19 protein-coding genes are annotated in these 22,134 nt (G+C 42.8%); 5 read left to right on the forward strand and 14 right to left on the reverse strand.

Features of this window, described 5'->3' with window-relative positions; genetic code table 11:
• Positions 1 to 219: 219 nt before the first annotated feature.
• The 9 genes from hflC to B6K83_RS05285 form a co-directional block, all read right to left on the reverse strand.
• The gene (hflC, locus tag B6K83_RS05245) at positions 220 to 1,104 is read right to left on the reverse strand and encodes a protease modulator HflC (protein ID WP_085283923.1); all 885 of its coding nucleotides are present in this window, start codon (positions 1,102 to 1,104) and stop codon (positions 220 to 222) included.
• 3 nt (positions 1,105 to 1,107) lie between these two features.
• Positions 1,108 to 2,256: an FtsH protease activity modulator HflK gene (gene hflK / locus B6K83_RS05250; RefSeq protein WP_085283924.1), complete on the reverse strand. Its 1,149-nt coding sequence runs from the start codon at positions 2,254 to 2,256 to the stop codon at positions 1,108 to 1,110.
• Positions 2,257 to 2,321: 65 nt separating this feature from the next.
• On the reverse strand, positions 2,322 to 3,608 hold the full coding sequence (gene hflX / locus B6K83_RS05255; protein WP_085283925.1) for a ribosome rescue GTPase HflX: 1,287 nt from the start codon (positions 3,606 to 3,608) through the stop codon (positions 2,322 to 2,324).
• A 33-nt stretch (positions 3,609 to 3,641) separates the two neighbouring features.
• Positions 3,642 to 3,908: an RNA chaperone Hfq gene (hfq, locus tag B6K83_RS05260; protein WP_085283926.1), complete on the reverse strand. Its 267-nt coding sequence runs from the start codon at positions 3,906 to 3,908 to the stop codon at positions 3,642 to 3,644.
• Between the two features lie 101 nt (positions 3,909 to 4,009).
• On the reverse strand, positions 4,010 to 4,906 hold the full coding sequence (gene miaA / locus B6K83_RS05265) for a tRNA (adenosine(37)-N6)-dimethylallyltransferase MiaA (RefSeq protein WP_085284136.1): 897 nt from the start codon (positions 4,904 to 4,906) through the stop codon (positions 4,010 to 4,012).
• A 43-nt stretch (positions 4,907 to 4,949) separates the two neighbouring features.
• Positions 4,950 to 6,884 carry a DNA mismatch repair endonuclease MutL gene (mutL, locus tag B6K83_RS05270; protein ID WP_085283927.1) on the reverse strand — a complete coding sequence of 645 codons (1,935 nt, stop codon included), beginning with the start codon at positions 6,882 to 6,884 and terminating at the stop codon, positions 4,950 to 4,952.
• Between the two features lie 6 nt (positions 6,885 to 6,890).
• Positions 6,891 to 8,210, reverse strand: coding sequence for an N-acetylmuramoyl-L-alanine amidase (locus B6K83_RS05275; RefSeq protein WP_085283928.1), 1,320 nt, complete (start codon positions 8,208 to 8,210; stop codon positions 6,891 to 6,893).
• A gap of 74 nt (positions 8,211 to 8,284) precedes the next feature.
• Entirely contained in the window at positions 8,285 to 8,773 is a 489-nt protein-coding gene (gene tsaE / locus B6K83_RS05280; RefSeq protein ID WP_085283929.1) for a tRNA (adenosine(37)-N6)-threonylcarbamoyltransferase complex ATPase subunit type 1 TsaE, read from the reverse strand.
• A gap of 41 nt (positions 8,774 to 8,814) precedes the next feature.
• Positions 8,815 to 10,365: an NAD(P)H-hydrate dehydratase gene (locus B6K83_RS05285; protein WP_085283930.1), complete on the reverse strand. Its 1,551-nt coding sequence runs from the start codon at positions 10,363 to 10,365 to the stop codon at positions 8,815 to 8,817.
• Here B6K83_RS05285 and queG point away from each other — a divergent pair.
• Positions 10,364 to 11,509: a tRNA epoxyqueuosine(34) reductase QueG gene (gene queG, locus B6K83_RS05290; RefSeq protein ID WP_085283931.1), complete on the forward strand. Its 1,146-nt coding sequence runs from the start codon at positions 10,364 to 10,366 to the stop codon at positions 11,507 to 11,509. The genes B6K83_RS05285 and queG overlap by 2 nt on opposite strands.
• 19 nt (positions 11,510 to 11,528) lie before the next feature.
• On the opposite strand, the gene B6K83_RS05295 is transcribed toward queG, so the two are convergent.
• The 5 genes from B6K83_RS05295 to orn all read right to left on the reverse strand — a co-directional run bounded on the left by B6K83_RS05295 (position 11,529) and on the right by orn (position 18,645).
• A complete protein-coding gene (locus tag B6K83_RS05295) occupies positions 11,529 to 13,202 on the reverse strand; it encodes a response regulator (protein WP_085283932.1) in 1,674 nt (557 codons plus the stop codon).
• An 8-nt stretch (positions 13,203 to 13,210) separates the two neighbouring features.
• On the reverse strand, positions 13,211 to 13,423 hold the full coding sequence (locus tag B6K83_RS05300; protein WP_085283933.1) for a DUF1289 domain-containing protein: 213 nt from the start codon (positions 13,421 to 13,423) through the stop codon (positions 13,211 to 13,213).
• Complete coding sequence (locus B6K83_RS05305) at positions 13,420 to 17,037, reverse strand: hypothetical protein (RefSeq protein WP_085283934.1); 3,618 nt, start codon at positions 17,035 to 17,037, stop codon at positions 13,420 to 13,422. Before B6K83_RS05305 ends, B6K83_RS05300 begins: the two co-directional genes overlap by 4 nt.
• Before the next feature lie 202 nt (positions 17,038 to 17,239).
• Positions 17,240 to 17,725 (reverse strand): DUF4442 domain-containing protein, encoded by a 486-nt coding sequence (locus B6K83_RS05310; protein WP_233143801.1) that lies wholly within the window; start codon positions 17,723 to 17,725, stop codon positions 17,240 to 17,242.
• 374 nt (positions 17,726 to 18,099) lie between these two features.
• The gene (gene orn / locus B6K83_RS05315; RefSeq protein ID WP_085283936.1) at positions 18,100 to 18,645 is read right to left on the reverse strand and encodes an oligoribonuclease; all 546 of its coding nucleotides are present in this window, start codon (positions 18,643 to 18,645) and stop codon (positions 18,100 to 18,102) included.
• A 182-nt stretch (positions 18,646 to 18,827) separates the two neighbouring features.
• On the opposite strand from orn, the gene rsgA reads away from it, so the two are divergent.
• The 4 genes from rsgA (at position 18,828) to B6K83_RS05335 (ending at position 22,113) form a co-directional block, all read left to right on the forward strand.
• Positions 18,828 to 19,865: a small ribosomal subunit biogenesis GTPase RsgA gene (gene rsgA, locus B6K83_RS05320; protein WP_085283937.1), complete on the forward strand. Its 1,038-nt coding sequence runs from the start codon at positions 18,828 to 18,830 to the stop codon at positions 19,863 to 19,865.
• Positions 19,866 to 19,934: 69 nt separating this feature from the next.
• Complete coding sequence (asd, locus tag B6K83_RS05325; protein ID WP_175474847.1) at positions 19,935 to 20,777, forward strand: archaetidylserine decarboxylase; 843 nt, start codon at positions 19,935 to 19,937, stop codon at positions 20,775 to 20,777.
• A 49-nt stretch (positions 20,778 to 20,826) separates the two neighbouring features.
• Positions 20,827 to 21,558: a glycerophosphodiester phosphodiesterase gene (locus B6K83_RS05330; RefSeq protein WP_085283939.1), complete on the forward strand. Its 732-nt coding sequence runs from the start codon at positions 20,827 to 20,829 to the stop codon at positions 21,556 to 21,558.
• A gap of 168 nt (positions 21,559 to 21,726) precedes the next feature.
• Complete coding sequence (locus B6K83_RS05335; RefSeq protein WP_085283940.1) at positions 21,727 to 22,113, forward strand: BlaI/MecI/CopY family transcriptional regulator; 387 nt, start codon at positions 21,727 to 21,729, stop codon at positions 22,111 to 22,113.
• The last annotated feature ends 21 nt before the right edge of the window (positions 22,114 to 22,134 follow it).

Genomic DNA, 22,134 nt, shown 5'->3' on the forward strand with positions numbered 1-22,134 from the left:
GTTTATCAACAAGGGATTTCCAATCATCAAGTGTTCTGCGTTGCATAGGTTGCTCCAAGAAAAAATATTAGAGCAACTTTAAATTGAAAGGTTAATTCAGGAAATGTGCAGTTGGCCGGACGTTTACAACGCTTCAAGTCATTATCTTGCCTGCAAAAAAAAGCCATGACAATGTCATGGCTTTGTTCCGCGTTGTCATTACCAAGCTTTTGCCAGTAATTACTTCGCTTTTTTAGCATCTTTTAAGTAATTAAAAAAGTCGCTATCAGGTTTCACTACCATGATATCGCTTTTTGAATTAAAGCTATTTTCGTACGCTTCTAAACTACGGAAGAAGTTATAAAACTCTGCATCTTGGCTATAGCTATCAGCATAAACCTTAGCCGCTAATGCATCACCTTCACCGCGAATCTCTTGCGCATTTTTTTGTGCTGTCGCTAACATGACTGTCACTTTAGCATCTATGGTTGCACGAATGATTTCTGCCTGCTCTTGACCTTGAGAGCGGTGCTCTTTAGCTACTGCCGTACGCTCTGCACGCATACGCTCATAGATAGAGTTACTCACTTCAAGTGGCAAGTTAATGGCTTTAATCCGCACATCAATCACTTCAATACCCAAGTCTTCACGACTACTTTTCGCACTCTCTAACGCTTTGGCCATAATGCCATCGCGATCGCCAGAAACAATTTCTTTTATCGTACGAGTACCTATTTCTGTTCTTAAACCGTTGTTAACTTTTTGTTTTAATAACGCGCGTGCATTTTCAATAGAGCCTGATGTACGCAAGTAATAGGTTGAAAAGTCAACGATACGCCACTTGACAAAAGAGTCGACCATTAAGTCTTTCTTTTCTGAGGTTACAAAACGATCCGCGGCTTCATCTAAGGTTTGAATACGCGCATCTATTTTGCGTACCGTGTTAATAAACGGAAATTTAAAGTGCAGACCGGGTTCATATACTTTCATATCGCCGGTCGTGCTGTCACGGGTAATTTTTGAAAACTGGAAAACAATACCGCGTTGACCTTCAAAAACTACAAATACCGAAGATACCGTCAGCACTAATATTAGGGCGATGATTGCCATTATAAAATTCTTCATAGCTTAATCTCTCCCACTATTGAAGCGGTCAGTACGACCGGATAATGCTGGTGCACTATTATTGTTGCTGGTTGAGTTTTGATTTATCGTTGGTGTTGGCGACTGAATTACTCGTTGCCCCCCTGATTGCTGTTGCATAATTTTATCTAACGGCAAGTACATCATGTTATTACCACCATCAACATCAACCATTACCTTGCTGGTATTACGATAAATGTTTTCCATGGTCGCTAAATACATACGTTGACGTGTCACTTCTGGTGCTGCTTGGTACTCAGGCAGCAATTTGTTAAAACGTGCAACCGCACCTTCCGCATCAAGCAATACTTGTGACTTATAGGCTAAAGCTTCTTGCTCAAGACGTTTTACCCGACCACGAGCGCGCGGCTCAATGCCACGAGCGTATGCTTCTGCTTCGCGTAAGAAGCGTACTTCATCTTCTTGCGCTGCAATAGCATCATCAAAGGCATCTTTAACTTCTTCCGGTGGGCGCGCATCTTTAAAGTTGACATCAACGATGATCAAGCCAAGATTATAAGGTTCGATAATCTCTTCTAGCTCTTGCCATACCGATTGACGCACTGCTTCACGACCACTGGTTAAGATATCATCCATTTTTGCATGACCAATAACATAGCGTAGGGCACTATCAAGTGACTCACTTAAACTTTCGTCAGCATTAGTGACACTGAATATGTAATTACGCGCATCCACAACTCGGTATTGAATTTCCATTTCAACCCGCACCACGTTCTCATCTCTAGTCAGCATAAAGCCTGATGATGGCAAAGCCCGCGTAGTTTGCATGTCAACCGGAATAATCCGATCAACAAAGGTCCACTTCCAGCTTAAGCCTGGCTCCACCATGCCGGCATATTGACCAAAGCGTAATACTATGCCTTTTTCTGCCTCTTTAATGGTATAAAAACCCGCAAATATATAGACTATGATTGCCGCTACCAGTACCACCATCACGCCGATACTAGAAAAGCTTTTACCTGAGCCGCCACCGGACTTATTACCACCAAAAATACCGCCAAACTTGTTGCCGATATCTTTTAATAAATCATCTAAATCAGGTGGACCTTGGTTTTTACCACCTTTATTTTTCCAGGGATCTTTATCGTTATTCCCCGGTTCATTCCACGCCATGGTACTCTCCGCTATAAAAAATGAATGCGCTAACTGTTATATAAACGCTCTAATATAACAGTCTGTTAAGTTTGAATAAAGTGCTCTATGTTTGTTTCGCCTTGTTTTACTAATTGTTGCCACTCGCGAAACGGTAATTTAATGTCTAATACACTGTTACCCTGTTCATCAAAATCTTCATTGATAATGCAGTCTAGTTGATATAATCGCCCTCTAAGCTTGCCCTCGCTAGGGGGTAGAGATAGCGTCTGCATAATCACTTGTTTACCTAAGCGCTCGGCTAATGCCTGAAATAAAAGCTCAATGCCTATGCCTTGTTGAGCTGATAGCCAAACCCGAATAGGCATGCCATGCTCATCACGATCTATTCTTGGCTCTACATCATCTAAGCGATCAATTTTATTGCATATTAATAACTGAGGCACCTCACCGGCTTCAATTTCATTTAATACTATCTCTACTTGTTCGATATTTTCACTGCGCCTTTCATCTGCAATATCAATAACATGTAGCAGTAATTCAGCCTCTCGCGTCTCGGTTAATGTTGCTTTAAATGCCGCAACTAAATCGTGCGGTAAATGTCGGATAAAGCCGACCGTATCCGCTAGAATAACCCGCCCAACATCCTCGACTTTAATTTTTCGCAAGGTTGGATCTAATGTGGCAAATAATTGATCCGCGGCATAAACATCCGCTTGGGTGATTTGATTAAATAATGTTGACTTGCCAGCGTTGGTATAACCCACTAATGAAAGTGTTGGTATTTCTGCGCGATTACGGGCTCTGCGCCCTTGCTGCCTTTGCTTTTCTACTTTTGCTAATCGCTTACGAATATTGACCATGCGCTCACGCAGCAAACGTCTATCAGTTTCTAATTGAGTTTCACCCGGCCCGCGTAGGCCAATACCACCTTTTTGTCGCTCTAAATGGGTCCAACCGCGTATTAAGCGCGTGCTCAGGTGACGTAATTGTGCTAACTCAACCTGTAATTTACCTTCATGTGTTCGCGCGCGTTGCGCAAAAATATCTAAAATTAAGGTGGTACGATCAACCACACGGCATTGACACAAGGCTTCAAGACTTTTTTCTTGTGACGGCGCTAAACTGTGATTAAATAAAATAATATTGGCGTCGAATAAGCGCACAGCATCAGCGACCTCTTGCGCCTTACCTGTGCCGACGAAGTATTTCGGGTGCGGGCTATTTCGTTTGCCAGTAACGGTATCTAACGCATTAATGCCAGCCGAACTAACCAACATTTCAAATTCTTGCAGGTCTTCGCGGGTACTTTCATCAGAAAAATCAACATGAACAAGTATCGCCTGCTCACCTGCTTGATAACGATCAAACAAATGAGCGACTCCGTACAATACTGGTTTTGTGCATTAACCGTCTACATCCTGATTAAAGCCAGCTTGGTTGGCTTGTGGGTTTGTGGGTGCTGTAGAAACCGCTCGTGACGGCACTACTGTAGAAATCGCATGTTTATATACCATTTGACTGACGGTATTTTTGAGTAAAATAACGAATTGATCAAACGACTCAACCTGTCCTTGCAGTTTGATGCCATTAACTAAGTAAATTGCTACAGGAATACGATCACGACGTAACGCATTCAAAAATGGGTCTTGTAAAGATTGCCCCTTTGCCATTATTTGGCCCCTTTTTGTTATTTTTAAATAAGTTAAAAATGTTTATATTTTGTAATAAATCTAGTTGCTTAATGCTAACTATTTTAATTATACATCAATGTTTAAAGTTTGCTTACTGCCGATAAAATTACTTGCAAATTATTTTCATCTTCCATCGACAACCACTGCAAACTTTGCCAATTTCGCAACCAAGTTAATTGCCGTTTTGCCAACTGCCGAGTCGCACATACACCTCGAAAAATCATCTCATCGTGCTGATACTCACCCTGCAAGTGCTGCCACATTTGCCGATAACCAACACAGCGCATTGATGGTAGATCTAAGTGTAAATCTCCTCTGTGCATTAAGGCTGCAACTTCTTGTTGAAAGCCTTGTGTGATCATTTGCTCAAACCGCAACTCAATACGCGCATGCAAGTCACTTCGCTCTTGAGGTGCAATGGCAAACTGTAAAACATTTCCGCTAAGTTTATCACCTTTTATTGCGGTTAATTGTGTCAAAGTATGTCCAGTTTTTCGATACACTTCAATGGCACGCGAAAGTCGCTGCGGATCATTAGGGTGGATCCGCTTTGCTGCAACGGGATCAAATTGCTCTAACGCCTGATGCATTGCAAGCCAACCTTTATCTTTTGCTTCGCGAGCAATGGCTTGCCTGATACTTTGATCGGCTTCCGGCAACGGCGATATACCGTCAATCAAGCTCTTAAAGTACATCATAGTCCCGCCTACTAACAAGGGAATACGACCATTTGCACGACTTTTTTCAATTGCCTTAAATGCATCTTGACAAAAGTCAGCGGCTGAATAACTTTCGCTTGGGTCTCTAATATCTATCAACTGGTGTGGATAGGCTTGCAGCTCCTCTGCGCTAGGCTTAGCTGTACCTATATCCATATCGCGAAACACCAAAGCCGAGTCAACACTAATAATGTCACAAGGTAAGTTATCGTGTAACGCCATTGCTAAAGCCGTTTTTCCTGATGCAGTAGGCCCCATTAAACAAATAACAGGCGGTTGATTAGCGTTATTGGCTTGACTATTAGGCACGAGAGTTTTCAAAGATGCTATTTTGCTTTAACTGGTTTATAGCAGATGTGAGGTCGACCACAACAGAATTCAAGCGCAATTGTTGTGGAAATTGACATTTAAAATGATTTTTCGCTTGCTGCCAAATTTCTAAGGCCTGAGCTTGACTCGTTACCTCTTGATAAAGCAATGCCGCGAACGCTTGTTGCCAGTCGGTTATTGTTGTTGCATCGGCTCGCTGCTCCACTCGTAACAAACTGATTAATTTAGTAAAGCTAAGGTTGATGTCTTGATTTCTCAACAGCGCCGGAAATTGGCGAATTTGTACATGGTTGCGATCAAGCCGACGAAGCTGAATGCCTAAGTGCTGAAAATAGCCTTCATTGTTTTCAACAAAGTTCAGCACGTTTTCTGTGACGGCAATTTTTACCGGTAATAATAGCGGCTGACTGACAAATTCCGTTTGCCACTCCTGCTTAATTTTGTCTAATCTTAATAAAAAGTCGAGTTGCTTTAACGACAATAAGCGCAATTCTTCTTGCTGGAGAAACAGCAACTGTGCTGGCGCTTGCCAACACAAAAACCTGATGGGCTCAGACACCTCATTTGCCACTGGCTGTTCGGTATGCACTGTAGTTTCGGCTGAGCGAGTTGCTACCGGGGTTTGCATTGACGCTACTGATGCTTGCTCAAGCGCCAAAGGGGTCATTAAATCACTATAAGCCTTACTGGCTAACGGCGTGACTTGCGCTCTAACCGAAGGCGCTGCCTGCGTATAATGCGATTTCACGGCTCTGTTGCTCGTATCAATCCTTGGTTGAGCATCCGCTGAAGCTTGCCTATTATGCCTTTGTAGTGGGGTGATGAAATTACGTTCTGGCTCACTGACCTGCGCTTGATTATGATCAGGCGCTAATATTTCGCCAGTGCCGTGATCAATATTGATTGCTAATTCATTTTTTAAGGCCCGGTGACAAACGGAATAGATAAAGTCATGCACATAGCGGCCTTGGTGAAAGCGCACTTCATGCTTGGCCGGATGAACATTGACATCAACCTCACGAAAATCAAGCTTTAAAAATAGCACGAATGCTGGGTAACTATCACTGGGTAATAAGTCAGCATATGCTTGACGAATCGCATGATTTATTAACTTATCTCGCATCATGCGTTCATTAACATAGCTATAGCAGAGATCATTTTGCGCACGATAAAAACTCGGCTGCGCTATCCAACCATACAAATGTAAGCCATCATGTTGGCAATCAATTTCTAGTGCATGATCAATAAACTTTTGGCCACACACTTGTGCAATACGTTTACTGCGTTGTGCGCTAGTGTTGGCCGCTCGGTACTGTTTTACCACTTTATGATTGTGGCTTAGTACAAAGCTAATCTCAAAATGAGCCAGTGCAATGCGCTTGATCACTTCTTCAATATGATTAAATTCAGTTTTTTCAGTGCGTAAAAACTTACGCCGAGCTGGCGTGTTAAAAAACAAATCACTGACATCTATTGTCGTGCCGTCTGGGTGTGCTGCTGGTTTAACCGACACCGCCATATCACGCCCTTCCGCACTTGCCTGCCATGCAGACGCTTGCGCAGCAGGTTTTGAGGTTAAGGTTAATCGTGCAACAGAGCTGATACTGGCCAAGGCTTCACCACGAAAACCTAAACTGCTAATGGCTTCAAGGTCATCAAGATCTTTAATTTTACTGGTCGCGTGTCGACTCAAGGCTAAGGCTAATTCCGCCTGTGCAATACCCTGGCCATTATCAGTTATACGAATGCGCTTTGCGCCACCTTTTTCAATATCGATTTTTATGGTGCTAGCGCCAGCGTCAATGCTATTTTCAACTAACTCCTTAACCACAGAAGCCGGTCGTTCCACCACTTCACCTGCGGCAATTTGGTTCGCCAGTCGAGCGGGTAATATCGCTATGGTCATATTAAATTAATCTGCCTGTGGTATTTTGAGGGTTTGGCCAATTCTGACCACATTAGATTTCAAGTTATTGGCCGACTTCAATTGTTTGATGGACACTTTATAGCGCTGCGCAACCACAGACAGTGACTCGCCACGACTAATTTTGTGCTCTTTAACCCGCGTTGCGGCAATTAAGGTGCCACTGGGTGGGTTGCCAGTAAAGTAGTCATTCACGGCTACATAAATGGCATTGGCTAATTTTTGTTGATGGCGTGGATCGTTCAACCGCCTTTCTTCTTGTGGGTTTGAAATAAAGCCGGTTTCAATTAAAACCGAAGGAATATCCGCTGACTTTAACACCGCTAAGCTTAAACGCTCAGGCTTCTTTTTATGTAACTTAGTTACTTTTCGCAGCTGTTTTAATACATGCTCAGCAAAATTATAACTACTTGCCATGGTGTATTCTTTCTTCATATCTGCCAAGGCTATCGCTAAATTATTGTCTTTGGTTTTTCTTATCGTTTCACCCGCGCCACCTAACAACTCAGAATTTCGCTCCCTATTTTTGATCCAGCGGGTAAACTCTGAGTCGGCACGACGGGTTGATTGGACTAACACCGAAGCGCCACTAGGCTTAGCTGAGGTGAACGCATCGGCATGAATGGAGATCAGCAAATCGGCCTTAGATTTTCGTGCCAACTCGGTTTTTCGATCATGGTTAACGTAATAATCGCCACTGCGGATCATCACCGCTTTATAGCCTTTTTTCTGGTTAATAAGGTTAGCAAGTTTTTGCGATATTTTTAGGGTGATGCGCTTTTCATAAGTGCCGGCAGCGCCGATAGAGCCGGGGTCTTCACCACCATGCCCGGCAACAATAGCAATCACAATATCGCGCTTACCTTGATTGTTATCGTAACTGGCGATTGTTTGACTTTCTTTGTCATAGAGATCTATTACCAGTCGGTCACCATATTGACCAGCAGGTGCTAAAGAAAAAACCGAAACACGAAAATCATCGGCTAACTCTAACACTAAGCGCGTGCTGCCTTTTTCTTTCGGTGTACTGGTGCGAATTTTTTTTACGCGTCGGTCGGCTTTTATGGCTGACATTAAAGCAGCATTATTTTTGCTGTTTTTAAAGTCAATCACCAAGCGTTTGGGGGATTGCAATGAAAAGTATTTAAAGTCAGGCTTTTTGCTTAAATCAAAAACAATTCGTGTGTTCTCGGGGGCTGGCCATACTCGCACGCCTTCAATACTATTTTGTGCATATACTGTTGTTGAGATACTGGTGAAAAGTATCAGCACAATCCATAGTTGTTTTGAAAAACTTGCTAAACGCATGAAATTTATACCTCTGTAATGACCTGCTTTTACGCTACTTTACTGATGTTATGGCACGAAAATGTTGGCTTGCCCTACTCACGCTTTATCCATGACAATAAGCTTGTTCCTAGAGCTGAATGAGCGCTAAAGGTAATTTCGCGCTGTTGTGCCAAATAGACAAGATCAATAATGATGTCCGGCTCAGGTAACATGCCTTGACCTTGCTCTGGCCACTCAATAAAGCTACAACTGGTCGCATTAAAGTAATCACGAATGCCCATATATTCTAGTTCTTCAGGATCAGCCAAACGATATAAGTCAAAATGGTATACTTGCCAATCGGCTAAGTCATAAGGCTCAACTAAGGTATAGGTTGGACTTTTAACATGGCCAACATGCCCCATACCTTGCACAAAGCCACGCGTCAATGTGGTTTTTCCAGCGCCAAGATCACCATTAAGGTAAACAATAATACCTTGTTTTAACTTAGTTTTTACTATTTCGGCTAGATGTTTTCCTACCGCAACAGTTGCTGTTTCGTCAGCTAAAATAAAGCTGTGTTTTTTTAAATTATCAGTCATTGTTTTCTATTAGCTTCTAAAGTATCGCATCTATAGCCGAATTAATAGCACTGGCCATTAATGAGCCGTTGAATTTCCGAGTATAAATCGCTGGCTAGTAGGCCTATTTCGCCTGTATTTTTGGCAATAATATCAGCTGCTCGACCATGAATATAGACACCTAAACGTGCCGCAGTGAATAAATCTGACATTTGTAGCAGCAAAGCGCCAATAATACCAGTTAACACATCCCCCATGCCACCGCTTGCCATACCCGGATTTCCGCTGGTGTTAATCCATACGGTGTGCCCATCTGAAATTAATGTGCCCGCACCTTTTAATACACAAATACCGCCGTATTTTTGCGCAATTTTTTGTACAGCGGCAAACCTGTCTGCTTCTATATCACTAATGGCGCAAGACAATAACCGCGCCGCTTCACCTGGGTGTGGCGTTAAAATCCAGTTTGCGCTTTTTTGCGGCTGCGCTGCCAGCAAATTTAAAGCGTCTGCGTCTACAACTTTAGGTTGAGGGCATGCCATAGCAAGTTTAAATAGGGCCTGTGACCAGGCAGTCTGTGCTAGCCCAGGCCCAACAATCAACACTTTAGCTTGCTCAATAACCGACGAGCGGCCTAGCGTTTGTGCGGATGTGGCTGCCACCATTAACTCTGGACGCCGGATCAGCAAGGGGGTACGGGATTTTTCATGGCAACATACACTCACTAATGATGCGCCACTGCGCAGCGCGGCTTCTGCACTCAAACAAATAGCACCAGCATACGCATGATAGCCACCTATCGCCAATAACATGCCAATATGACCTTTGTGGTAGTTAGCTGGTCGCGCCTCAAGCTGGGGAATATTCTGCCCATGTTGACGAAAACAATGTGTGGCACATAGCTGACTAAACGCCTGATGAATACCTAAAGTTTCAAGCTGTAAATTTCCAACATAATGAGCCGCTTGCCCAGTGAGTAACCCTTGCTTATAAGCGATCAATGTCACGGTTAAATCGGCTTTAATCGCCTTAGCGGACACGGTACCAAGATCAGCGTTGAGCCCTGATGGCACATCAACTGACAATTTAGCGCAAGGTTGATTATTGATCTTGGTAAATAATTGCACCAAGGCAGGCGATAACGGGCCATTAAAGCCAATACCAAATATACAGTCAACAATCAGATCTCCATGAAAGGCATTTAACTGCTCTATTATGCTTTGCGCGCTTGGACAAAAATCAATATTAACCGCGCTATGCTCAAGCAAACTTAAGGCTTGTTTAGCGTCCCCACGAATTGCTTCACGCTCTGCAAGTACCAGTACAGTGACTTTCATGCCCGCTTGTTGTGCTAAATCGGCAATAATATAGCCATCACCCCCGTTGTTACCTTTGCCACAGACTACAAGTATATTGTTTGCTAATGGAAAATGGCGTTGTAACTGCGCAAAAACGCGAGCGCCTGCTCGTTGCATCAGTTGAAATAAATTCATCCCTAATGCTTGCGCTGCATCAGCTTCATGCTGTTGCAACTGATTAACCTTATAGGCTTGATGTGTTAAACTTGCCGCCATCTGTCTTACACCTTTACTGATTAAACCAACGGCTACCATGACGGCACCTGCTATTAACTATCAAGATTTAACCGAAAAAATCAAGCTTTGGGGACGAGAACTCGGCTTTTCGCAAGTAGGCATTAGCGATGTTAATTTAGTAGACCATGAACCAGCATTAGCACGTTGGTTAGCAAATAATTATCACGGCAATATGGACTATATGGCTCGACATGGCTTAATGCGTGCCCGTGCCAAGGAGTTGGTTGAGGGTACACTGAATGTCATCAGTGTGCGTATGGACTATTTACCCACTGATGCCAAATTTGCCCGCACCCTAAAAAATCGTCAGCATGCATATATTAGCCGCTATGCGTTAGGCCGTGATTATCACAAGTTAATGCGTAAGCGATTAAAGCAATTGGGTGAAAGAATTAAGCAGCATTGCCAAAACTTTAACTATCGCCCTTTTGTTGATTCCGCGCCGATTTTAGAGCGCCCTTTAGCTGAAAAAGCAGGTCTTGGCTGGGTTGGCAAGCACTCACTATTAATTAATAAACAAGCGGGCTCATGGTTTTTTTTGGGTGAGTTGCTGGTTGATATACCGCTAGTGGTTGATAAAAAAGTTGAAAATGCCTGTGGTAGTTGCGTAGCCTGCATTAAAATTTGCCCTACCCAAGCCATTGTTGAGCCTTATGTAGTGGATGCTAGACGTTGCATATCTTACCTCACGATAGAGTTACGCGAGGCCATCCCAGAACAGTTTCGTCCTTTAATCGGTAATCGAATATATGGCTGTGATGACTGTCAATTAATTTGCCCGTGGAATAAGTTTGCCAAACTCGGTAGCGAAGACGATTTCAAACCCAGGCAACAGCTTGATGATATCAGTTTATTAACCTTATTTGCTTGGGATGAAGCCAGTTTTCTTCGTAAAACACAAGGCTCTCCCATTCGTCGCATTGGCTTTCAATGTTGGCAACGCAATATTGCCGTTGCGCTTGGCAATGCTGACTTTTCTGCCACGATTGTGACTGCGCTTTTGGAAAAGTTACCCGCTAGTGAGCCTATGGTTGCAGAGCATATTGAGTGGGCATTAGCGCAGCAGAGGTTAAAACAACAGGCGTTGGCTGACGATAAAAATCTGCGCTTAACTGCCCGCTTAATTCGTTCGGTAGAAAAGGGCATGCCACGCGACGCATAACCTGTGCTGTCGCACCGGCTTAATCTTCCTGCTCAGACGCCAATTGTTGCCAAGTGTGCATTAACTCTTCAAATGTCGCTAAATTTTTACCACTAAGGTTTTGTTTTTGTAGTGCTAAAATCACCTGTTTGGCTGCGCTTAAGTGTTCATCCTGCTGTTGCTCCGATTGAGTAATTTTAATCACGATACGCAATTGCCTGATCAATAAGTTAACGCTAGATGGACTAAGTCGTAATGCTTGTGCTATGGCATCAAAGGCTGGCAATAAACGATTTTTTTGATAGTGCTCAAGCGCCATTGCATTTAACTCTTTTGCGGTAAAATGTATCTCTTCACGCTGCAAGCATTCTTGTGCAATATAACGGCGTACCACTTGACTATTTAATGAGTCACCCGCTATTTGATTATTAATCGCCTCAAGCAATTTTATCGCATCTTCGCGCATACCAAGCTCATGCAAAACTTTGACCCGATCTAAGTTATCTTCTACTGCAGGGCTTGGTTTTAACGACATATGGTTTTCCACCAGCTTAGTTGCTTTTTCCCGTTCATTTCGCACATTATGCAACCGGGCTTTAACCACGAGTAACTGCTCTTTAAAGTTATTGTTGTCTTTGCAGTCATATTCAAACTTCGCAATATAGCGTTCCGTTTGTTGTAAGACGGTATTGGCACTTTCATCGGGGGTTGCACAGGCTAAGTCGATGCCAGATCTAATGACATTGAGCAATAATTCGGGTGAATCGTGAATCGAGTTTTTAGCTTGTTCTGCAATATTTCGAGTGGCAAAATATTGCCCTTTGAAATCATGCGTTAAACGCGCTAAATCCCATGATTTTTTATTGCGCTCTATATTGCGTGGCGCTAACGCCATGGCCTTCTTGATCTCTTCATAAGCTTGCTGGTATTGCTCTTGCTCAATGTAATACTGTGCCATCATGTCATGAGCACCAAAGCGGGTTTCGGGCTTATCTGTTAAGGTTGCAAGCAAGTCACGTATCTCTTCGATGCGCCCTTGCTTTAGCAAGGCTTTCGCATAGCCTAAATAAACCCATGAATATTTATGTTGCTGTAATAGTTGGCGATAAAATGACTCTGCTTCTTCAAACTCTCGCAATGCAAGATACGATTCGCCTTTGATTCGATTGATATTGGCATGATAAGGCGCGAGTTTTTCATTCAATAAGTGGCGATCCGCATAATAAATCGCTTTCGCGTACGCTTTTTTGTCTATGGCGCTGTTTATATTAAACAGCACTTGCTTAATTTTTAAGGTGGCAATAAAGCGCGTACGCACTTTTTTAATCGCTAACGGCTTAGTCCAAAAGTCATCTGGTTGTAACTCAATAATTGAATTGACTAGTGATTCATCGGTGTCGGTGCTAAGAAAAATTAAGACCGTTGTTCTCTTCACATGCCCTTTAAACTTCAGCTCTTCTAACAAATGAAAGCCATCTTTATCGCTTTTAACATTGAAGGCACAAATAACAATATGAAAATGCATTTCATCGCATAGCCTTAGGCCATAATAGGCATTTTGCACACAGCGCACTTCTCTGATACCTAAAGAAAATAAGCTTTCCTTTAATACACTGTGCACCAATAAGTTGTCATCGATCACTAAAACATTAAGTTGATCGAGTTGGGCTAAGGTATTTTTTTCAACCTCTGCCATCATTTGCTTTTTCGACACGGCTCTTTCTACTCCATGGGTCTTGCTTGCTGCTGGCGTTGGCGGCACAGGTCAAGCACCTTTTGCTTAGCGCTATCTTCAAGTTTCTGCCACGCCATAATTTCATCCAATGAACGAAAACAGCCAAGACAAATATCACGCTCATTTAAGCAACAATTGCGAACACAAGGACTAGCAACTTGACTACGCTTTGCCGTTAGCTGTGGCTTATACGCCTTCATATACTTTCTACAAACTCAGTTAACTGTTTTACACATAGTGTGAAATGATTTAGCGCCGGTTGCAATTGCTGTTTTGCTGGCAACGCGGCTTCTTTCTGCTTAGCGAGCGACTCAACAAGCAGACGTAAACTTTGACATTGCTCGCACAGTGTCTCAGCAACAAGTAAGTTAGCCAAGTGCTGTAGTTTTTCTAACTGTGTCAGCGCCTCGGGATAACGCACTTGTTCAATGGCCTGCTCAAGCGCTAAGGTATGTTGCTGTATGTTAGCTAAATAATCATCTAGCATATACGCGGCTAACTCAGCAGAGCCCTGGTTTTGAGCAAACCTTGCTAAATCAAATGCTTGCGCGGCATCGATATAGTCTGCTGATAAAGGCAGTGAAAAGTCCAATGCCTGATCAAGAGGTTGCAGCGGCGCATCTTGGTTGTTGTAGGTTTCAGTCGCAACTATTTTCTCGTTAAGATCTTCCCGCTTAGCATCTACTTGATGCGATATAGCAGCGAGGTGCTGTTTATTATTAGCGCTTTGGGCGTTTTCTGTGCCATGTTTTAGCCAAGGTGCCAGTTGTTTACTTAACTGCTGAATATCTAAAATGGGCGCTAAATGGCCGCTGTGCCATTCATTTGGTATGGCGTTAACGGCTAGCGACTGCTGATTTTCAACCTTATCTGTCAGTAAAAACACACCGCGCCTTGGTGTTAAAGCTTGATTGATGGTTAACTCTGTTGGCAACCATTCGCTAATCATCACCAAAAACTGCCCTGTTCGCCATTGACGCTGCAAGCTAGCTGGTTCGCTGCTCACCTTAACTTGTAAACCAAACCATTGCAGCAACCGCACTAATAGTTGATGTTTTTTAATATCTGCAACGGCCAAGAGCACTTCAACCTGCGACTTAACGTATTGATAGGGTTTAAATATTTCCGGCGCAATTAATAAATTTGAGCTTTTATTGCTGGCAAGTAGTGAGCTAATGCCAAGCACTAACTGCTCACCAAGCCATGGGCTTTGACTCTCTGCATACAAACCCCACTGTGCAAAGTTACACTGATAATGCGGCTGAATAACCAATAATTTTGGTTGCACGCTTGCTGGTAGGCTGGCTAAATGGTCATTAATCAAGGCAAAATCTGAGCGATAAACTTCGGGTGATAGCACAATAACATCTAGCGGGTATTTGCTCAGGTGCTTAAGACTCAGTTGTCGTCTAAATAAGGTCACATCGTGCATAGTTTCAACTTCAGCCTGGCTTACGGCTAAATGTTGGCAAAGGCGTTGCCGGCTGCCACTATCTGTAGCGATTACGAGTATATTTCGCTGTGATAGTGTCACTGCAGGCATTTGTTTATCGTCTGCTAATGCCTCTGCCAACGCCAAGGGTAACTCAAAACTAAACTTAGCAGCCTCTTCCAATTGCTGATGGGCTTTATTACCAAGATTAAAAATAAGCTGTAAGTCTTTTAGATAATCAGACTGATTTTCGCTATATTCGGGGTTAATATCAGCATCTGCGGCGAGTTCATTACTAGTTTGCGTGAGCGATTGCCAACAAGAGGCGTTACTCACTGCAAAACTCATTCGGATAATTTGCTGCGCACTATTAACATCCACTAAACGTACATTAATTTCAAGCTCAGCGCCTTGCTGACCAGCAAGCAACCTTTCGCAGATGCTAACAAGCATCGTCTGAAATAATCTGCTATCAAGTGTTACCCAGGTTGCCACTTGGTCTGCGGCATTAAGATAGAGAGTATTTTTATTAGCCTGTTGTGCTTTGCCGGCGGTCAATAGTGCACAATGGAGTTCATTACTAAAGTTTACTTTAGCTAAGGTTAATACAAAGTCATCGCTACGCAATTGTGCAGCGATTGCCTGCTGCTGATGCCAATGCTGCAATTGTTGCAATAATTGATATATTACCTGCTCATTTTGAGCGGATAATGAATGTAATTGCTGTTGCACCATTATCTCGGCCAGCTGCTTACTGGCAACATTGCTTATCCTAATATTCGTATCAACATGGGCCTGCGCTAGTTGTTGTAGTTGCAGCGTTAACTGTTCATTTTCTGCCGTTAGCGCTTGCCACTTAGTCGCATCGGCTAAACTTCCACACCACACATTATGGTAATACTCTACGCTTAAAATTATTGGCTTTTCATACTTACTGAGTAAGGTTAGCGTTTCACGCTGCTGCTTTTTTTTAGCACTGCGCGCTGCTCTTAAAATGGCCCTTACGTCGGCGCGGCAAAAGCAATGTCGCCAATGCAGTTGAGTATCTTTACTACCAAGTAACTGCAGTATTTGTTGACGCTTTCGCTTTGAGGTTAACGGCAACACCCAGAACACATGACCACTGTGGCGAGTCATCATTTCTGCCATTTGCTGCTGCTTTTGTTGTTGTTTTTTAAAAGCGGCTTCACTAAATTCTGGTCGGGCTAGCTTTTTAATCGCGGTGATAATATCCGCCATTTCTGCACTGGGGATCGGGTGTATCACTTTTCCTTGGGTGATCAGCTCATCAACTAACACATAACTTTGTTGACCATAACGTTTTAACTTGCGCCGTACGCTTATTAACGCTGCGAAAAAGCTAATCAACAACAGCACAAGCAGAGCTAATGCAAGCCAGGTAATATGCTTAGGCTGTATGTCTAATTTGAATTTAACTAGCTCATTTGCAAGTTGCTGATTAAAAGGAATATAAGTTGCAACTTCACGCACCATAACCTGCTCAATTAAGGGCGTTAACTCAGTTTGCTGCGCGGTTAATTCAGCACGATAGGCGTCAAACCTGCGCAACTGACCTCGCCACTTAGCAAACGTGTTTTGTTCGCTAAACAGTAAATTATTTAACACCTTTGTTTGCTCAAGCAAAACCTTAGGCTTACTGCTAAGCGGTGCAGTATCAGGGTCAAGCCAACGCGACAAAGCTTGTTGGCTTTGTTGCTGAAGGTACTCAAATTCGATCAGATCATAATGTAAATCTAGCTGTTGAAACATGACCAAACTTGCGGTTAAGGTATTGAGCAACTGACGATTTTCCGCCAAGCGCATGGTTAACTCACTGAGCTTAATGGCGCGATTGCTTTTGCTCTGACTACTTAAATTGCCTTGGGTCAGGTCTCGATATAACTGATTTTGTTGTGTTATTTGTTGGCTAACTAGGGTCTTAACGCTATCAACTACTAAGGTCAGTTGAATAAGAACACTTTCTTTTAGTTGAATATTACGTCGACTACTTGCCGCTAAACGTAAGGCATTTTCTGTCTGCCGTTGCAATCGTCTCAGCAACGGCTCTAACACTGCCCGACTTTGCTCACTGCTCGCAATAAGGTCGAGTAAATTAGCCTCTAACATTTGCTGCTGCATGGCAAACTGCTCAGCATTACCGCTGGTTAACATCTCGTTTAATAGCTGCTGATGTTTGTGTAATAGCTGTTGCTGCTGCATTTGCTTGGCAATGGCCGGGAATTGCTGTTTTTTAAGCGCTAATAAATCTTGCTGACCATGATAGTAAAGCGTCACAGCGGCAACTAAAAATAAGATAAAGCTCGAAGCTAAAATAAACAAACGGCGAGTAAACTGGCGATATAATGGCAGTGTGGAGTCCATGAACAAGCAAATATCCTAAAGTCATATATGTATGCAAAATGCGCTAGCTATGATGCCAATCAACAAGTGCCAAACGCACAATTAGCACATGTTTTATATATAACAGGCTCTGCCGTTAACTGCAATTAGCAAGTTGCTTAACACACTAACACCTAGCAAACGCCACTAGCTAAAAAAGTGCAGCAAAAATGCCAGTCACGGATTACGCTTTTTTACTGATCCAAGCCCAGGTCATTTGACACAAGATTGGCTGTTCACCAGACTCATCATTGATGATGACTTCAATATCAATTGCACCTTTGTCTTCGCTTAATAATGCTATTTGCTGCGCTGACATGGTGGCAACGGCGGTTAAATCTCCTTGCATTCTGCGCTGATATTGAATAGTCATTGTTTTTAATAGCGGTAAACAGCGATCGGGTAAATTCATGGCAAAAACAATGCCGGTCGCTGACTCGGCAAGTAATGCCGCGGCAATGGCATGTACACCACCAATATGATTTTGTACTGATTTGCGGTTTTTCATCTGCAACCGCACTTGCCGTGCTTGAATATCAAGCACCGTCAGTTTCGAAGTACCAGCATATTTTACTTGTGAGCAAAATAGTTTGGTAAATAGCATTGAGTGGGTGAATTTCGGCAGCTTTTTAATCTTATCTACTACACGGCTAAAGCGATTAGTCATCATTATCCTTTACTGAGATTTAATTAGGGTCTGTATCTTTTAAGGTTAAAATTTATTCAATGTAAAACGGATTAAATCGCCTCGCGCGCTTTGAATAATAGTTATTTTATTTAAAAAGCGAGCAACAAAGCCTATATTCGTTTTAAATGAAGCTAATGGCAGCACTTGTTTGGTATTTATACGGCGTTACCACCAATTCGTGTAACTAACTACACATGCTCTGCCTTGTCTAAAGACCAAATAAGTCGCTGTTAAAGTCATCTCGAAAGGTCAACACCTGCTCGAGTATCATCATTGTAAGTCAACTGGTCAGACCTGCAAGCATAATTTAAAAAAAAGACGCAGTAGCGTCTTTCAGTTCTTAACATGGCTAAGATTTACAAGGTGAAAAAGTGCTGTTGATAAACCTTCAATTCAGCAATTGACTCGCGAATATCATCAAGGGCCAAGTGTGCACCGGTTTTGACTACCTTATCGAGTACTTCCGGCTTCCAACGGCGCGCTAACTCTTTAATGGTACTAACATCTAAGTTTCGGTAATGAAAATAGTCTTCAAACTCTGGCATATATTTATTAATAAAACGTCTATCTTGGCCAATGCTATTGCCACACATAGGTGATTTACCTTTAGCGACATATTGCGCTAAAAAAGCAAGCGTTTCTTGACTGGCCTGCGCTAAACTAACCTGACTTTCGCGACACCTTTGGGTTAATCCAGATTGTCCGTGATGCTCTATACACCACTGACTCATATTATCTAATACCTCATCAGTTTGATGAATCGCAAACACCGGGCCTTCGGCTAAAATATTAAGCTGACTATCGGTGACGATAGTGGCAATCTCTAAAATCACATCAGTGCTCGGCTCAAGGCCGGTCATTTCTAAATCTAACCAAATTAAGTTGCTGTCATTAGCGCTCATTTGTGTTCCTACTTATCAACTGTTGCTCAACTATGGCATGTTATCAGATAATGTCTGCCTTGTGTGCTGCTATTGGCAACGATTACACATGCATTTACGCCAACATTGAGTATATAATGCCTAACAATAAGTTTTCGCTTATTTACATTTAGATACCGAGCATAGAACAATGAGAATAACTTGTGGCTAAAGCCAAAAAATTAACTAAAGGTCAAGCACGACAAATTCGCGCCAATCAAAGCAAAAAGCTACGAAAATCCACGGAAACTATTCAGTGGCAAGACGATGAGCTTGGCGCCCCAGAGCAAGGGGTTGTAATTAGCCGCTTTGGCCAACACGCTGATGTCGAAAGCCATGATGGTGAGATTTTTCGTTGTAATTTACGACGTAGTATTAGCTCATTAGTTTGTGGTGATAAAGTCTTGTGGCGCAAAGGTAAAGCAACCCAACACAGTATTTCTGGTGTTATTGAGGCGGTACATGAACGTGACTCTGTGCTCAGTCGCCCCGATGTTTATGACGGTGTTAAACCCATTGCCGCCAATATCAGTCAAATACTGATAGTCTCGTCTGTGCTGCCTGCATTTAACAGCGATATTATCGATCGCTATTTAGTGGCCGCCGAGCAAACGGGTATTACACCGGTTATTTTGCTCAATAAAGTTGACTTGCTTGATGATAGTAACCGTGAAGTGATAGAAAAACAGCTCAATATTTACCGTGATATCGGCTATCAGGTAACTTACGTCAGTAATGAAACTGGCGAAGGTATTGCTGAATTAAGTGCGCAATTAAGCCAACATACCAGCATTTTTGTTGGCCAGTCGGGTGTTGGCAAATCAACATTAACCAACACCTTAATGCCAGAGCTAGGGTTGGTGACCAATATAGTGTCAGAAAATTCAGGCCTAGGTCAGCACACCACCACAGTTGCTCGCTTGTATCATTTTAAACAAGGTGGCGACTTGATAGACTCTCCCGGCATCCGAGAGTTCGGGCTTTGGCATTTGTCTCCCGAGCAAGTCAGCAATGGTTTTATCGAGTTTTCTCCCTATATCGGTACCTGCAAATTTCGCGATTGTAAGCACCAAAATGATCCCGGCTGTGCATTAATTGCTGCGAAAAATGACGGTAAAATTTATCCTGAACGCTTAGTAAGCTTTCAAAAAATATTAGCGAGCCTAGGTGATAATACCCTAACCTCGCGTTTTAATGATTAAATTCTGACAATCCACATCTAAGGAATCAACGTGTTAGTAAATAGAGTAAAAATCGCCCTACAGTATCTCATGCCAAAACATGCCATCTCTCGACTGGTAGGTAAATTTGCCGCTGCTGAGGCCGGTTGGTTGACAACTAAAGCGATCAGCTACTTTATCAAAGCCTACGACATCAACATGGCGGAAGCGAAATTAAAAAACGCCAGTGACTTTAAAACCTTTAACGATTTTTTTACGCGCGAGCTAGCCGAGGGTACTCGCCCTATTTTGCAAGATGAGCACAGCATTTGTTATCCCGTCGATGGCGCAATTAGCCAACAAGGTGCGATAGTGCAAGGTCAACTCATTCAAGCAAAAGGCTTTAATTATAGCCTAGAGACCTTATTAGGTGGTGATAAAGCCACCGCAGCGCCGTTTCAAGGTGGTGAGTTTTCTTGTATTTATTTAGCGCCAAAAGATTACCACCGTATTCATATGCCAGTGGCTGGAACACTACGAGAAATGATTTATGTGCCTGGCGACTTGTTTTCAGTTAACCCATTAACAGCGAATAATGTGCCAAATTTATTTGCCCGTAATGAACGTGTTGTCACCATTTTCGATACTGAGCATGGTCCTATGGCCATGGTATTAGTTGGTGCGACCATAGTCGCCAGTATTGAAACCGTTTGGGCTGGCACCATCACGCCGCCGGCTGGAAAAGATGTATTTCGCTGGCAATACCCTGCAAGTGGCGCTAGTGCCATCACCTTAGCCAAAGGTGATGAAATGGGCCGCTTTAAATTGGGCTCCACTGTTGTTACCACGTTTGCACCCAACATGGTGAAGTTTAATGAAACCGCGGGTCCTGAAACCGTCACTCGGTTAGGTGAGCATTATGCTGACTTAGTGCAAACAACAGCCAAGGCGTAAACGATTTCGCCATGCAATTGCTCATTAACACGAAATCAAGCAAAGCCCAATGCAAATAATTGCCCACCGTGGTGCCAGCAAAGCGTTTCCAGAAAACTCGCTACTGGCATTTGAACAAGCACTGTTACAAGGCTGTGATGGCATTGAGTTTGATGTGCAATATCATCAAGCAAGCGGCGAGTTTATTTTACTGCATGATCAATACCTAGCAACCGGCGAAGCAAAAGTTCATTTTAATGACTTACCACTGAGCGCATTAACTGGCGATCACAAGCAAAGTGGCTACGGGCTTTGTACATTAGCTCAAGCGCTAGAGTGCATTAAAGGCCAATGCTGGATCAATATTGAGTTAAAGTCGCCCGCGCAAGGCGAGCAGCTAGTACTTGAACTGACAAAGCTCAGCCAAGTTATCAGCTGTGCTAAACAGCATGGGCAAATCTGCGATTCGCAAATTGTTGTTTCGTCATTTAATCATCATGCCCTGCTTAAGTTACATCAGCTGTTACCTAAAATAACAACTGCGGCCCTGATTGCCTGCTGCCCTCTTGATTATGCCGCATTTTGCTTACCGTTAAAGGTGCAGATGTTAAACCTGTCTATCGATTGTCTAAACCCTGAGTTAATACAGGATGCAAAACAACGAGGCCTGAGCGTTGGTGTCTATACGGTTGATCTGCCAGCACAAATTGAACTCTGTATGAGCTTACAAGTAGATGCGATATTTACCAATGACCCACGGCAAACGCGAGCCATAGTAGAAGGTTTAAACAAATACGGCTAAACTATTAAGCAGCTGAATAATAAGCTGTTATTGACTATCTGTTAACATTTAATTAAAACAATTTTACAATTTCTATTGCTCAATTATTCGTCACAAGCTAGGATAGGAATGTATATGGTACGAGTTTATTCGTATAACAATTTAAAATATTTGCCTTAAGGAATCTCAATGTTACGAGATAAGTCTGATATTAAGCCAACCGAGGCAGAACTGACGTTGCTTAATATTTTATGGAAAATGGGGCCGGCTACGGTTCGACAAATTCACGAAAACGTAAGTCAAACACAACAAACGGGTTACACAACGGTGTTGAAAATATTGCAAATAATGCATGAGAAAGCCTTAGTTATTCGTGACGAAAGCAATCGTGCCCACGTTTATGCGCCAGCAAACAGTGAGGTTGTTACCCAATCTTCTTTATTAAAAGACCTAGTATTAAAAGCATTCGGTGGCTCAAAATCAAAATTAGTGATGCGAGCACTCGATGACTCGACCAGTAAAGAAGAAATTGAGGATATTCGTAAATTGCTCAATGAATTAGAACAACAATCATAACCGACATTAAGCTCAACAATA

Origin of the sequence: Colwellia chukchiensis, assembly GCF_002104455.1 — a bacterium.
GTDB lineage: Bacteria > Pseudomonadota > Gammaproteobacteria > Enterobacterales > Alteromonadaceae > Cognaticolwellia > Cognaticolwellia chukchiensis.